Annotated in this window: 10 protein-coding genes and 1 pseudogene; 5 read left to right on the top strand and 6 right to left on the bottom strand. The window is 66.2% G+C overall.

The genetic code is table 11. The features are described from left to right. Window positions 1-123: pseudogene (locus tag WBA38_RS02380) on the top strand (3-keto-5-aminohexanoate cleavage protein); the annotation flags it as partial. 12 nt (window positions 124-135) lie between these two features. Here the strand turns inward: WBA38_RS02380 and WBA38_RS02375 are convergent. After that, entirely contained in the window at window positions 136-1,206 is a 1,071-nt protein-coding gene (locus WBA38_RS02375) for an AraC family transcriptional regulator (RefSeq protein ID WP_424321955.1), read from the bottom strand. A gap of 226 nt (window positions 1,207-1,432) precedes the next feature. On the opposite strand from WBA38_RS02375, the gene WBA38_RS02370 reads away from it, so the two are divergent. Beyond that, on the top strand, window positions 1,433-1,810 hold the full coding sequence (locus tag WBA38_RS02370; RefSeq protein WP_424295539.1) for a carboxymuconolactone decarboxylase family protein: 378 nt from the start codon (window positions 1,433-1,435) through the stop codon (window positions 1,808-1,810). On the opposite strand, the gene WBA38_RS02365 is transcribed toward WBA38_RS02370, so the two are convergent. Beyond that, window positions 1,734-3,413, bottom strand: coding sequence for a hypothetical protein (locus WBA38_RS02365; protein WP_424295535.1), 1,680 nt, complete (start codon window positions 3,411-3,413; stop codon window positions 1,734-1,736). The genes WBA38_RS02370 and WBA38_RS02365 overlap by 77 nt on opposite strands. A 13-nt stretch (window positions 3,414-3,426) precedes the next feature. Beyond that, window positions 3,427-4,341: an HpcH/HpaI aldolase/citrate lyase family protein gene (locus tag WBA38_RS02360; RefSeq protein ID WP_424295533.1), complete on the bottom strand. Its 915-nt coding sequence runs from the start codon at window positions 4,339-4,341 to the stop codon at window positions 3,427-3,429. Window positions 4,342-4,422: 81 nt separating this feature from the next. Here WBA38_RS02360 and WBA38_RS02355 point away from each other — a divergent pair, with 81 nt between their 5' ends. After that, a complete protein-coding gene (locus tag WBA38_RS02355; protein ID WP_424295531.1) occupies window positions 4,423-5,709 on the top strand; it encodes a polysaccharide biosynthesis protein in 1,287 nt (428 codons plus the stop codon). On the opposite strand, the gene WBA38_RS02350 is transcribed toward WBA38_RS02355, so the two are convergent. Next, window positions 5,618-6,718, bottom strand: coding sequence for a porin PorA family protein (locus WBA38_RS02350; RefSeq protein WP_424295530.1), 1,101 nt, complete (start codon window positions 6,716-6,718; stop codon window positions 5,618-5,620). The genes WBA38_RS02355 and WBA38_RS02350 overlap by 92 nt on opposite strands. A gap of 38 nt (window positions 6,719-6,756) precedes the next feature. Here WBA38_RS02350 and WBA38_RS02345 point away from each other — a divergent pair, with 38 nt between their 5' ends. Then, a complete protein-coding gene (locus WBA38_RS02345) occupies window positions 6,757-7,986 on the top strand; it encodes an acyltransferase family protein (protein ID WP_424321954.1) in 1,230 nt (409 codons plus the stop codon). On the opposite strand, the gene WBA38_RS02340 is transcribed toward WBA38_RS02345, so the two are convergent. Together WBA38_RS02340 and WBA38_RS02335 are read right to left on the bottom strand one after the other, a co-directional pair. After that, complete coding sequence (locus WBA38_RS02340; RefSeq protein WP_424321953.1) at window positions 7,884-12,134, bottom strand: alpha-(1->3)-arabinofuranosyltransferase domain-containing protein; 4,251 nt, start codon at window positions 12,132-12,134, stop codon at window positions 7,884-7,886. The genes WBA38_RS02345 and WBA38_RS02340 overlap by 103 nt on opposite strands. A 23-nt stretch (window positions 12,135-12,157) precedes the next feature. Continuing rightward, a complete protein-coding gene (locus WBA38_RS02335; RefSeq protein ID WP_424296775.1) occupies window positions 12,158-12,355 on the bottom strand; it encodes a DUF2613 family protein in 198 nt (65 codons plus the stop codon). An 89-nt stretch (window positions 12,356-12,444) separates the two neighbouring features. Here WBA38_RS02335 and WBA38_RS02330 point away from each other — a divergent pair, with 89 nt between their 5' ends. Beyond that, a complete protein-coding gene (locus tag WBA38_RS02330) occupies window positions 12,445-13,695 on the top strand; it encodes a glycoside hydrolase family 3 N-terminal domain-containing protein (protein WP_424321952.1) in 1,251 nt (416 codons plus the stop codon). The last annotated feature ends 15 nt before the right edge of the window (window positions 13,696-13,710 follow it).

The raw sequence follows: 13,710 nt of genomic DNA, 5'->3' as shown, positions 1-13,710 counted from the left end.
AAGGAAGCTCGCGATATCTACCGCATCGGTGAGTGGTACGCCGACGCTGATGAGACGCTGGCCAAGCTCGGTTACGCACCGAACCGTCAGCCCGGCCAGGTCGGCTTCACCGGCCACGCCTAAGCGGAACTCTTTCTAAGACGTTCTTCGACCGCCGCCTTCACCGATTCCATCGGTGGAGGCGGCGGTTTGCTGTTCGGGTGCTGCCTGTTCCGGGCTGCGCTGCTGGGATGCCCACTGCCGCGGACTCACGCCGAACCGCTGGCGGAACCACCGCGAGAAGGCGCTCAGCTCGGAGAACCCCATCTCGGTTGCGATCTCGGTCAGCGTGCTGCGCTCCTTCAGGATGGCCGCCGTCGCCTGCTCGCTTCGGACCTGATCGAGGATCGACGAGTACGAGTCGCCCGTAGCCGATAGGCGGCGATGCATTGTGCGCCGATCCAAGTTGAGGGTGTGGGCGACGCGGTCGACCGAGCAGTGAGCCTCCGGGAGGAGGGTCGCGATCAGTTCGTGGACTTGCTGCGCGAGCGTGAGGCCGGCGGCGGGGGCTAGGAGGCCCAAATATTCCTGGGCAAAGGGGCGGAGTAGCGGGTCGGCAAGAAGGTTTGGCTGGTCTAGGTCGCTGGTCGGGGTAACGATGCCATTGAAATCATGATCGAAGATCACGCGGTCGCCGAGCAGTCGGCGATGGGTCGACACGTCGGCGGGTGCGCTGTGGGAAAAGTAGATTGCCGACGGCGCCCAGTCCGCGGGCATCAGATCGGACAAAATTCGGTACATGGAACCGACTGCAAACTCGACGGACTGCCGATGAAATGTGTCCGGCGAAGGGACAGACTCAAAAATTGTCAATCCCTGCGCCTCCGACAAGCGGAGTTCGACCGCCTCATTGTGCAGGTTCAGGTGTCGCAAGATGATGTTGACGGCACTGCGGAGATCGGGTTCCTCGCGGGCGACGAGGCCGATCGCACCCAGATGGGAGACTCCGCGGTCGGCTGACATGCGAATGCCAAAGTCGGCGTGACCCGACTGTTCCGCTGAGATCTCGAGCAGATGGTCCACGGCTCGGGCGGGGATCCATCCGGTCGGGGAAGCGTACCGGCTGGGGTCAATCCCTGACACGCGCAGGAGGGGGTGGGGGTTGAGTCCCACGGATTCCGCGAGCTCGATGTATCCGCTGAGGGCCGTGCTGCGAATCATCAACATGAGCCAATATTGACCCAGAATGTCAACTCTCGTGACCGAATTGGTCAAACTCTGGGGTGTGCTGGCTCATACGATGAGGTACATCACAGCAATCGCGGACGTGGCGATGCACGGAACTCAGAGGAGATCGTCGATGACCATTACCGAAGTACGCCAGGCTGCAGGCCATCCCGCCACCGAGCAACCCACCCAGCAACCCGCCACCGAGCATCCCGTAGTAGACGCGATGAAATCGGGAGGCGGCTGGAACCACCTCTGGGATGGTCTGTACGAGATGGATCCGGACTGGACCGAGCAGTACATGGCGATGGCGATGGCGACCTTCCAAAGCGGCATCATCGATCCCAAGGTGGTTCAGATGCTTTGTATCGCCGTCGACGCCTCAGCCACGCACATGTATGCGCCAGGAACTCGGCGGCATATCCAAGCCGCACTCGATATGGGCGTCACGCCCGAGGAAGTCCTCGAAGTGCTCAAACTGGCAACCACGGTCGGCATCCACTCCTGCAATATCGGGGTCCCAATCCTCACCGAAGAAATGGCCGCACGCGGGCTGTTGCCGCAGGCAGCAGCAGCGCAATCAGCGCCGCGAGCAGCGAGCTGACCCACAGCGCGAACGCGATGATCGCCGCCGTCCACGCTGGCATCCCCGGCGTGGGCGGCGGTTCGGCGCTGTCGATCCGGTACAGGGTCAGGTGTTGGCCCCGATAGACGGGCTCGACCGCAGCAAGGTCGGCGGGTGGGGTGGACTCTTCGACGACGACCCAACCGATGCCGAGGTGGGCGAGTTCCCGGGTGTCGCCCCCATCGCGAAGAGTTTCAACCACCTCGAACGTTCTGCCGGTCGGGGAGTCCACCGGTTCGCCATCGACGAACAACTCACCGGAGACGACGACGGGGGCGTCGAGCATCCGCGGCAGCGGCGACAGCGACTGGCCCCCCACCCACGACAGTCGTCGCACATTGTCGGCGGGCCACAGTGCGACGGCCCCGCTACGACCGTCCGCGTTTGCCCCGATGAGGCCGGTGACGCGGCCGTAGTCGGCGGGGTAGGCGACGGGCTTGATGTTGCCGCCGACGCCCCACGCGAGGTCGGGTAGCGGTGCCACAACCAGCGCCAACATCGCGGCGACCGCAAAGCCAGCGGGAATCAGTCGGCGGAGGGCGGCCACCGCTGCCGCGGCGGCAAGAGACACGAACGGGACCGCGAGGGCCAGATACTTGTGGGTGTCGCGCACGAGTCCGGCGCCGGGCACGTGGGCAAGCAGCATGTCCATGAGCGCAATCCCCGGCGACGTCGCGGCCAGCACCACCACCAGCACGACCACCGCGGCTAACATCCCGAGGGCCCCGACCGTGCGCGCAGAATCCAGTCGTAGGCGAACCATGGACCACGTACCCAGGGCGACGACGCTTACCAGCATGACTGTCGCGACCAGCGCCCATGGCCCGGTCCGACTGGCCGGTACGGCATCGGCATTCCAGATTCCGCCGAGTCCAAGCGCCGTACCGAAGGTCCCCAACCACGGCTCGGCGCGCAGGGCAAAGGCAGTGGCACCACCCGACCAGCCCACATTCGACGAGACGACCGCGCCAACCAGCCACGGGGAAGCGGTGACAACCCAACAGCCGACCAACCCCGTCAGCATTCGGCCGGGCAGTCGGGCCGCGACCGCGGTCACGACCGCCACCAGCAGCACCAGAATTGAGCCCGTCGGGGTCAACCCGCCAGCGGCGAATGCTCCGGCGAGCATCGCCCATCGTCGCCACGATGGCTCGCGATGCAGTGACAGCACCGCGAGCACGGTCCATCCCAGGGCGGCGTAGCCAGCGAGCAAACTCCAATGGCCCTGCAGCAGTCGTTCGGCGACGAAGGGATTCCAGATGGCCACGGCCGCGGCAGCGACGGTTCCGGCCCGCCCGGTTACCGGAATCAGCTGCGCGGCGAGTTTCCCGTACCCGACACCGGCGGCGAACAGTGCGAGCGCCGTGAACCCGGCAACCAGCCAGCCGCCGTCGACCAGGCGTGAAGCCAACGCCAGTGCGGTGTCTTGCGGGACCGCCCTCGGTGCGCTCCCGTCGATCCCCAAGGCACTGGCCGTCATCGGGAATTGCGGCGTCGCCACCGCGTCGCGGTACAGCAGGTACTTCCCAAAAATGGGGCCGCAGATCAGGGCGGTGAGCAGCGCACTGAACGCGTACAGCACCGCGACAACCGAGCTAGTAGTGGTAGGTGTCGGTGGGAGCAGGCATGTGGTCGTTGATCCCGTAGTCGCTCGGGACGATCTTGTAGGCGCGAGCCAGTTCCAAGATCTTGGTGCCACGGGCAATACGAGGCAGGTCAGAGCCATTGCGGATCTCGCCGCCATCGGCCTCGAATTCGGCGAAAAATTCCCGCGCCCACTTGATCTCGTCCTGCGACGGCGACAAGCCCTCGTTCACGGCGGCGCACTGGTCGGGGGTCAGGCAGATCTTGCCGGTCATCCCGTACTCGGCGCTAACAGCGGTCGCCTCCGACAGCTTCAACGCGCTGGAACCGACGGTCGGACCGTCGATCGCCGACGGTAGGTTCGCGGCTTTCGCGGCGATGGTGAAGCGGGCGCGGGCGTAGGCGAGGGTGGCTGGCTGATCACCGAAGCCGGTGTCGCGTCGGAAGTCACCGATACCGAATGCCAATCGGAAGCAGCCCTTTGCGGAGGCGATCTCGGCGATGCGCTCGAGGCCGCGGGCGGTTTCGACGAGAGCGACGATCGGCACGCCCGGGACCCGCTGCGCGGTCTCGGTCACGTGGTCAACGGATTCGACCATCGCCAGCATGATGCCACCGATGGACGTGCCCGCCAGAGCGGCGAGGTCGGCGGCCCACCACGGCGTGCCAAAGCCATTGATGCGGACCCAGTCCGAGTGGCCGTCGGCCAGCCAGCGGACCACATTGTCGCGGGCGGCGTCTTTGTCCTTGGGGGCGACGGCATCCTCGATATCAAGAATGACGATGTCGGCCCGCGACCGCGAAGCGGTCTCGAAACGCTCATATTGAGCGCCGTTGACCAACAGCCAGCTGCGGGCCAGAACGGGGTCGATGCGGGAACCGACGACAGATGGGTCGGTCTCAGTGAAGGAATCTGTGTCGTACATCGACTGTTAGCGCTCGTCTCAAATCCGGTGGGGATGCTGCCGATGCAGTCTATCGCGAGTGCGGCAGGCACACTGGTCAGCATGGTCGAGCCTGTTGCCGCACCCCCCGCATCCGCGGGTCGAATGGGTGGCCTTGTGCGCTCCCTCGGCTGGGTCACCGTTGGCACACTTCTCGCGAACCTGCTCGCCTATGCCGTGCAAGTCCCGGCGAGTCGGGTCCTCGGGCCCGACGGGTTCGGCGAATTCTCAGTGCTCAACGCGGCCATGCTGATTGCGTCAGTACCCGCGTTGGCCTTGCAGTCAGTGGTGGCGCGCGAAGTGGTTCGCGGCACCGATCGTCGACGACTCTGGCGGCTTATCGGGATGGTCTTCCTGGCGGTTGCCGGGCTATCGGTGCTCGGCGTGGCCGCGATGCGCGAGATCGCGCACACCGGAACCGCGTCGACGGTCGCGGCGCTCGCGAGTGCGGCACCGCTCGCGGTGATCGCTGGAGGGCAAGGATTTCTGCAGGGTTTCGGCCGCTTCGGCCTGCTCGGCGGAGTCCTTGCCGGGGTCGGCGTCTTGCGGTCGATGCCGGTGGTTGCGGCCGTGTACGCCGGAGCCGATGCGACGGGCGCGCTCGTCGCCGGGACGGCAGGCACGATGGTCGCCGCGGTTGTCGTCGCCGCGGTGGTCGGGGGCGTCACTGCGGCAGAGCAACGCAGCGGAGCGGGCTTCGGACATGGGCGACCCGCCGTGTCATTGCTCGACGTCCTCGCCGCTTCGGGTGTGCAGTTCGTGATGATCGTCGCGGTGTCGGTAGACCTGCTGCTGTCGCGGTCGGTGCTGTCGCACGAGGAAGCGGGGGTTTACGCGCTCGGTGCGGTCGCGACGAAGGCGGCGTTCTGGCTGCCGCAAGCCGTGGGGGTGGTGGTGTATCCGCGACTGGCCGATCCGACAGCGTCGTCGAATGCCTTGCGGAAGGCGATTGGCGTGCTGGCGGCGATCGGTGCGGCCACCACGCTGGTTGCCGGGATCGCCGGTCCGCTGGTTCCCATCGTGATCTCGAACGACTACCGACCGGTCGCCGGGCTAATGTGGCTCTTCGCGCTGGCCGGGGCGCTGCTGGCAGTTCTACAGGTGATGCTCTTGGCGGCAATCGCACAGAATCGGGCACGCGGTGCGTTGCCCGCCCTTGTCATTCTCATCGGCGAGGTCATCATCATCGTGACCGTCGTCAACACGGTGGTCGAGTTGGCAGCGGTTGCTGCCGTGTCGGCGGCGTGCGCCGTCGTCGCTACGGGGCTGTTCGGTGTGCGGATTTTCGGCTGGACCGGACAACGAGCACCAGACCGCAAAGCAGCAGAAGCACCCCAAGCGTCCCGCTAGCGACAGGCAGGACGCGCGTCGCGAGCAAAACCGGGCGGGCCCGATCGCGGGCCTCGTTGGCACCGTCGATCCGACTTTGTCGATCCCCGGTCAATACCGTCCGCAGATTAGTCAGCGCGAAGTCGCGCAGCGCCGGATACTTGGCGACCTCGTCAGCGGTGAACCGGTAGCTCTCGGTGATGTCGACGCGCTGATCGATAACGACGCCGGTCCGCTCGTCGACGTAGAGGTCCCTGGTGGACTGATAATGCAGGACTGCCGTCAACTCGGTGTTCGGGGCGACACCGGGAAACTGCCCGAACCACGACGCCGGGCGCCGAATCACCCCGCGCGGATCGGTACCCGCCGACCCGAGATCGGTCTCGGGGACCTGCGCCTGCAGTCGTCGAACGTCCCGGCCGTCGATCGACATACCACCCAGGTCGTGGAGGGGGACGGTGGTCCGAGTCGGCACATCGAAGTAGTCGCCGGGTGCGGCCCATCCGTACGGCAACACGTACGTGCGGCCCGTCCGGTTAGGGACGTCGACGGCCGCGCGCTTGTCGTCGTACTGGATGCTCGATTGACCGGTCGGCGAGGCGGACTGGCGGCCAAGCGTGACGCGGTCGATGGTTGCCACCAGGGTCGGCTCGGCACAAACGTCTTTAGCGTCCACGGACTTCCCGCCCAGCACATAGGTGTCGACGCCGAGGGCTGTGCCCGCCTGCACCGTCACCACGTTCGAGTCGGCCGGTCGCACGGCCACGCTGCGTTGCCGCTGCTGCACGTCGGCTTCCAGGACCTGCGCCGTGGGTCGCTCAAGGGAACAGCGGTCTAAGACCAGCGTGCCGTCGGAACCGTCGGCCACCCACGTGCGATCGATCGTCAACGGCAGCTTCTTGAGACCCGACCCGACGATCGGCCCCATCGCGAATGCTGCCGCCAAGAGCAGCGCACCGAGGAAGAACAAAGTGGGCACGATTAGGTCCCGCGTCGAGAATCGGGGACTTTCACCGGGCGCATCGGTCATGGAAGCAACACTAGTAGCCCATTACCCTGGGGCAGGACATGACTGACTCGCAGCGCTCTCCCGTGCCGCCGCCTCCGGCTAGACGGTTCTATCCGCAGCTCGAAGGGCTGCGCGCGGTCGCCTCGCTCGGGGTTCTGACCACCCATGTCGCGTTCCAGACCGCAGCCACCACCTGGCCGGTAGTCGGCGAAGTACTCGGCCGCCTCGACTTGGCCGTCGCACTATTCTTCGCGTTGAGCGGTTTCCTTCTCTGGCGGCCATACGCGTCCGCGGCTCGCGGTGACCGTACTCGCGCCGATGCCCAGCCGCCGAATGTGCGCCGCTACCTGCGGCACCGTTTCGTCCGCATTTGGCCGGCCTATGCGCTGGTCGTGGTGGTGGTCCTGCTGTTGCTGCCGCAAGCGCGGGGAGCGTCGGCGACCGTGTGGCTGGCAAACCTGACGTTGACCCAAGTTTTTGTCCCGCTCACCCTGGCCCCCGGGCTCACCCAAATGTGGAGCCTGTCGGTGGAGGTGGCGTTCTATCTGTTGCTGCCGCTTATTGGGCTTGCACTCCGGAAAGTCTGCGGGGCGCGAGCGCATCGTCGGATCCCGATCATCATCGCCGTTGCCGTCGTGAGCCTCGGATGGACGTGGGTCACTCGCCTGATGGTGTTGCCTGCGGGCGTCGAGGCGCGCAACTGGGTGCCCGGCTACCTGTCGTGGTTCGCGGTGGGGCTCGTGTTGGCGGAGGTAATGGCTGCGTTGTCGGCCGGTGCGATCAGCACCGGATCGCAGGCGGTCCGAATCGCGGCAAACCGACCATTGATGTTCGCGGTGTTCGTAGCCGCCTACGCCCTCGCATGCACCCCGATTGCCGGGCCTGTCGGACTCGGTGACATGACGCATATGACCTACCTCGTGAAGATGCTGCTCGGGGCAATCGCATCCGCTGCGGTGCTGGCACCGCTGGTGTTGGCACCGGTCACCGATGAGCGCGCGCGTTTCCGTTTTCTCGACTCCCGGCCGATGAACGCGTTGGGGCGGTGGTCGTACGGGATTTTCATTTGGCATCTCGCCGTCCTGTCGGTCGTGTTCGGACTGTTCGGGATCCCGATGTTCAGCGGACACTTTTGGCAGGTCTGGCTGCTGACGGTGGTCTTGACGGTTGCAGTGTCGGCCGCGAGCTATGCCTTCGTTGAAGAGCCACTGCGCGCGGCACTCAAGCGGTCGGAGGGCAAGATCCCCGACCAGACCGCCACCGCCACCGCGACGAGCGCGAACGCCTGAGCCCACCCGCTGTAACCGGCATACGGTGCACCGGAATGCCACGGACCGGTCGCCAGCACGACCGCCGCGGTGAGCAGCGACGCAAACACCAGCGGCGGTCGTGCGTGAGGGGGGATTCGCCAGGCCACGACACCGGCGATGCCCGCGATCAGTAGACCGGGCCACCCGGTCAGGAGCGATGCGGCCGCGAGGAAGGCGAGCGCTGGCAGATAGGGCGAGCCGGGCCGCGCGGCCACCAGTTCAGCCGGCCCGGCGACGCCGCGGCGAGGCCAGAACGCGACGACGAACAGCAGGGCCATCAGTGCCAGACCCACCCCCATCGCCCACCGATACGGGGAATCGAAATCGAAGGTCAGGGCCACGGTGCCCGCGACGCCCGCGGGTACCAGCCACCCCTGCTGCCATCCGTCGACCACGATCGGCGTCAACTCCCGGTCCCCAACGCGTGCATGCCAGCCCGGGTTGGTGCTTTCGGGGACAAACAGCACCCGCTCAGTTGTTGCGGGGTCGATGCGGACGGCTCGATCGGTGGCGTCCCACCGTTCCACTTGCGGCCGAGTCACCGAGGTCGGGGTCGGCTCGTTGGGAGTGTGCAAGCTGTCGGGAGTGCGCAAGCTGTCGGGGGTACGCAGGGTGACGGCGTCGACCGAAAACGCCTTTCCCGGATTCACCGACAACTCCTGCTCGCCAGCGGCCAACACCAGGGCTGGCCCGGGACACGGGGTTGCCGACACTGGTTCGCCACGGCGGAGGGCACCGGCGGTGGTGCTGACCTGCAGGCGAACGACCTGCCCGGAGACGGTGGCTCCCAGCCCGTACGGGCCGAAAGGGTCCGCATCGCACCGGATCTCGATCGGCCGATTGTCGTCGAATACCGGTTCCGGCCCTAGCGGCAGTACCTGTACCTCGCTGATTCCGGCGGGTGCGTCGGTCGCGAAACCCAGGTCGTTGACGTTGATCAGATCGCTGCGATTGTTGACCGTGATGACGATGGAGTCGGCGCGGGCGGTAGCGACCCTAACGGTGCCGTCGGCACTGACCTTTGCCTGCTGCTTGCTGACCGTCCGATCGCCGTCGCGCAGTTCGACGGTCACCGTGGTCGGCTTTGCCGGGTAGTCGGGTGCGGTGTGCAGGCGCACCCCGGAGACCTCGCGGACCGCCGGGAGGTGCAAGGTCAGTTGAGGTTTAGGGGACTTTTTGCCGGTGCTTTCCGGTGCTGTCCACGAGGTGTTCTGGTCACCGTCGACGGCGGCCGAAGCATTGCCGAGCGGATCGGCCACGGCCGAGGGGCCCTCGGCGGTGATAGTGCCCGGTTGGCGCAGCAAATCCGACAGTTCGCCGCCCGGGCGGGGCCTCAGGGTCACTTCCGGTGTCGCTTCGGTACCTGTCGGAACCGACAGGACTCGGCCGAAGATGCCGGGGGTTTCCGAACTCAAGCCGAGCGCGGGGGAGCAGCGGACTCGGCCGCCCGACGGTGACCGGTCCGCGGCGGTCACACAGTCGCTGCGCGCGCCGAACTCGGGCCCCAACACCCATTCGCTCACGCGGTCGGAGGCATCGCGGGTCGGCAATACCGTGCGATGCCGAATGGTTAGTGGCACATCAGTATTCGCGTCCGCGAGAGCCAGCGAAGAGATGGCGAATTGGTTGCCCGCCGAACCGTTCTCGGTGTCGATGGCGCGGATCTCGAGGTGCGATGTCTGGCCGGGCGGTGCCAGGATGCGCACCGGTTCGCCCGGTGTAATTCCTTGTGCCACGGTGCTGCCGTTGTTGGTCGTCAGGAGCAAGCTGGTGACGTCGGGACCAAGAGCTTTTGCTGTGGTGACGGTGACTGCGAGGTTGCTGCGGGGTTGCGTGAGGTCGATCGACATCCACTGCCCCACCGCAGACTCCAAACCGCGGGAAATCCACGCGGTAGCGGGGTCGCCGTCGAAGGCGGCGGCGGTGGAATTCGCCGGCGACGTCCGGCCCGGCTGTGTCGCGTCGGCCGCCGATCCGGAACTGCCCACTCGTACTTGGTCGCTGTGGCCATCCAGGAGCCACTGGCCCTGCACCAGTTGCTGGTTGCCGACCGCATAGTCGGGTGCGGCATTTTTCGTCAGCCGCGGATCGGCGGGCGACCGGATCGCCGACGAATGGTCGTCGACCCGACCAAAGTCGGTCTCGCGGTCGACGGGGGTATCAGTCACGACGATGTTGTTGGTGCTGAGACCGGCGCGTTTGGCGTCGCCGGTGAGAAGAGCCGGACCCAATGCGGGCAGACCCGCCCGACTTCGCGAATCCTGCACCGCCAGTACGCTTTCGGGACCGCCACTGATGCGCGGCATGGTCGTCGCGTCGACCAAGCCGGGACCGCCGACCGCAGATCCTTGGTCGCTGGTGGCGTTGACGCGATAGACGGTGACCGCTGGCATGCGGGGCCGCAGGCCGTCGTCGACGACGATCCCATCAATCGTTGCCGGTGCCACGAGCGGGCCAAACGTGACGGCCTGCGACAGTCCCGGTGAGTTTTCGATTGCCTGCGCGACGGTCAACGGTCGTGCCGAGCGGGACGTATTCGGATCCAAGTCGGCACGCAGCACGAGGTACCCGATGCCTTGCCCGGCGAGGGTCGCGGCCAATCCCGGCGACCCGCGACCGGAGTTCACGGCCCGCTGCACGGCATCCATGGCCCGAATCGCGCCCGGGGGGACCAGTGGAATCGCATCGCGCACGGCCCAGGGTGTCTGAGCCAGAGGCTGTAGCGGTTCGTCGCGTGTGAGGCCCCACAGTTGATCGGCGAAGGGGGCACCCGGCACCACCAGCGCTCGGCGCGGCGTCGGCGAGTCTTGCTCCTGAGCCTTCAGCCAGTCGGCGGTCTGCTGCCAGTAGCCGGGGATGCCAGCGAAACTCTTTGCCGGTGCCAGGCCTCCCGTCCACAGCAGGGAACCGGCGCCAAACGCCGCGATCACTACGACCATCGCCGCTGCTAACCCGCGTTCGCGGCCGGGAAGCGAACTCGGGGCCCGCACGCGAACTTTCCCGAGAAGATGCGCGACACCCAGAGCCAGCGGCAGTCGTAGGAGGGGATCGAACTTGTGAATATTGCGCAGGGCCGCGCCGGGGCCGTCGAGAAATGCAATGACGGTCTCGCGGATCGGGGACCCCAGCGCACCGGGATAGCCCAGGCACAATGCCAGCAAGCCAACGGTCAGGATGGCCAGCAGTCGTCGCCGAAAAGGCATGGCCCGCATGGTCAGGCCGGCGAGTCCGGCCGCGGCGACGATGGCGGTCGCGATCACCGCGGCCGGTTCGGACACCAGGACCGCGCCCACGGCGCGCTCCGGCGAGACGAACGGTGTCCACGAGTCAGTTCCGCGCAGCACTTCGGTCAGCGAGGTCCACTCGGTGGTGACACTCGCGGACTCGATGTAGTCCAGGAACGGTGGCGACACCCGCGACAGGATGAGGAGCGCGGCAATCCACCACAGGCAGGCCGCAGCGAGGGCGAGAGCCCACCAACAACCGAAGGTGAGTCCTCGACGGAGGCGGTCACGGTCGCGTCCGAGGGTCGCGAGCAACCACCAAATCACCGCCACCAGCACGGCGGCCCCGGTGGCGACGGCATTTACCGCACCCATGAGTGCGACAGCGCAGGCAGAGCGGGCGGCGTCGCGCCACAGCGGTCCGCGATCGGCATCGGGCGTCGTGTCGAGGGCGCGGATCACCGGGATCAGGACCCAGGGGGCCAGCATCATCGGCAGCGTCTCCGACGAGATGGTGCCCAGCGTCGTCATCACGCGCGGGGCCAACACAAACACCCATCCGGCGATGAGGCGAGACGTGAACGACCCAATGCGGAGGGTTTCGGCCAGGCGGACGATGCCGACAAAACCGATGGTCAGCAGTAGTGCCCACCAGAAACGCTGGACAATCCACGGCGGGAGGTGCAGCAGATCTCCGACGGCAAAGAATGCCCCGTGTGGAAAGAAGTAGCCGTACGCCTGATTCTGCACCTGGCCCATGGGCGCATCCGGAGACCACAGGTGCGCCGCCCGCGCTAGAAAGCCGCGGGGGTCGGTGGTCAGGTCGAGTTTGGTGTCGGGCGAAATCTGGCCCGGACGCTGCAGAAAGGAAATCAGCAGGGCGACGGCGGCAACCACAGCCACGCCGCGTTTAGTCACAGCGGGCGTCAGTTGTTGGAGTCGGTGCCGCCGCGGGAGCCGTAGTCGACCGATCCTTGAACGAAGCCATTCTCAGCGTTAAAGCTGTTGACGTCCGTTGACGGCTTGGTCTCGGAGGCAAGTTGCCCACCGAGGAACACCGCGCCGACCCCGACGACCACGCCAGCAATCGCGGCGACGGCTCCATATATCAGGCGTTGACGCATGGACCCCAAACTACCATCCTCGCCGTCTCCGGCCACTCGATGCGCTTTTGACGAATACGGCGGGACGAGGGGCATGAAACACTGGGGGAATGCGTCTGCGTTCACCAGAGTTCTATCGCCGCCCTTCCCGCCGTCGTGGAACGAACCTCCCGCGCCTTGGCCGCACGGTTGCGGTGCTGGTCGCCACCGTCGGACTGTTTGCGACCGCGGCGTGCTCGGATGCGCCGGTTGATAACGCCGCCTCCTCGAGTCTTTCCGCCTCTGCCAGCACTCCTGCGCCAAACTCGGCAGCGTCGTCGAGCAGCGTTGCGCCCGTGCCCCCCGCGTGCGGGGCCAAGCAGTTGAAGGAGCTGACTCTCCGCCAGAAGTTGGCGCAACTGCTGGTGGTCGGCGTGCAAAATACGGCCGACGCGCAGCAGGTGGTGAAACGCGAACACATCGGTGGCGTGTTCGTCGGCAGTTGGACGGACCTGGCTTTCCTCAAGGACGGTTCGGCAAAGAAGCTGTCGCAGAGCCAAAAGATTCCGCTGATGGTGACCGTCGACCAAGAGGGCGGTCGGGTGAGCCGCCTCAAGTCTCTTGGAATCGACCTGCCGTCGGCCCGCCAAATGGCGAAGGACAACACGCCCGAGCAAGTTCGGGCACTCGCTAAGGAAGCCGGAAAAAAGATGGCGGACCTGGGCATCACCGTCGACTTTGCGCCGTCGGCCGACGTGAGTGACCAACCCGACGACACCGTGATCGGCGACCGTTCCTTCTCAAGTGATCCCGACACGGTGACCGCCTATGCGGGTGCCTTCGCTCAAGGCTTGGCCGACGCGGGGATCATGCCGGTCTACAAGCATTTCCCCGGACACGGTCACGGCTCGGGCGATTCGCACACCGGCGCCGTGACGACGCCGCCGCTGGCGCAGATGCAGAACACCGACCTGGTTCCGTTCCGGAACCTGCTGAAAGATCCCGGCACGGCGGGGGTGATGGTTGGGCATTTGATTGTTCCGGGCCTCACCGGTCCGTCGACGCCAGCCAGCATTAGCCCGGCAGCGATCGGCATGCTGCGCAGCGGCAAGAAGTACAACGCTCCCGCGTTCAACGGTGTCGTGTTCACCGACGACCTGTCGGGAATGCAGGCGATCACCGACAAGTACACGATCGAGCAGGCCGTGCTGAAAGCCATCATCGCGGGCAGTGACATCGGTTTGTGGTTGACGACCGACCGCGTGACGTCGGTTCTCGATTCGCTGGAGAAGGCAGTTTCGACGGGTCGACTGTCCGAGAAGCGGGTAGATCGTTCGGTGGTGCGGATTTTGAAGGCGAAGGGCGTCGTCGACTGCGCCTGAGCTTCTTACTCGATG

Origin of the sequence: Gordonia sp. (in: high G+C Gram-positive bacteria), assembly GCF_049647785.1 — a bacterium.
Classification (GTDB): domain Bacteria; phylum Actinomycetota; class Actinomycetes; order Mycobacteriales; family Mycobacteriaceae; genus Gordonia.
Note: the sequence above shows the minus strand (reverse complement) of the source record. Positions and strands in the feature narration are given on the sequence as shown.

Excerpts from the sequence above, each read along its gene's own strand:
- WBA38_RS02355 (WP_424295531.1), top strand. The coding sequence starts at position 4,423 with ATGGTCGAGCCTGTTGCCGCACCCCCCGCATCCGCGGGTCGAATGGGT.
- WBA38_RS02375 (WP_424321955.1), bottom strand. The coding sequence starts at position 1,206 with ATGTTGATGATTCGCAGCACGGCCCTCAGCGGATACATCGAGCTCGCG.
- WBA38_RS02335 (WP_424296775.1), bottom strand. The coding sequence starts at position 12,355 with ATGCGTCAACGCCTGATATATGGAGCCGTCGCCGCGATTGCTGGCGTG.
- WBA38_RS02330 (WP_424321952.1), top strand. The coding sequence starts at position 12,445 with ATGCGTCTGCGTTCACCAGAGTTCTATCGCCGCCCTTCCCGCCGTCGT.
- WBA38_RS02370 (WP_424295539.1), top strand. The coding sequence starts at position 1,433 with ATGAAATCGGGAGGCGGCTGGAACCACCTCTGGGATGGTCTGTACGAG.
- WBA38_RS02350 (WP_424295530.1), bottom strand. The coding sequence starts at position 6,718 with ATGACCGATGCGCCCGGTGAAAGTCCCCGATTCTCGACGCGGGACCTA.
- WBA38_RS02360 (WP_424295533.1), bottom strand. The coding sequence starts at position 4,341 with ATGTACGACACAGATTCCTTCACTGAGACCGACCCATCTGTCGTCGGT.
- WBA38_RS02345 (WP_424321954.1), top strand. The coding sequence starts at position 6,757 with ATGACTGACTCGCAGCGCTCTCCCGTGCCGCCGCCTCCGGCTAGACGG.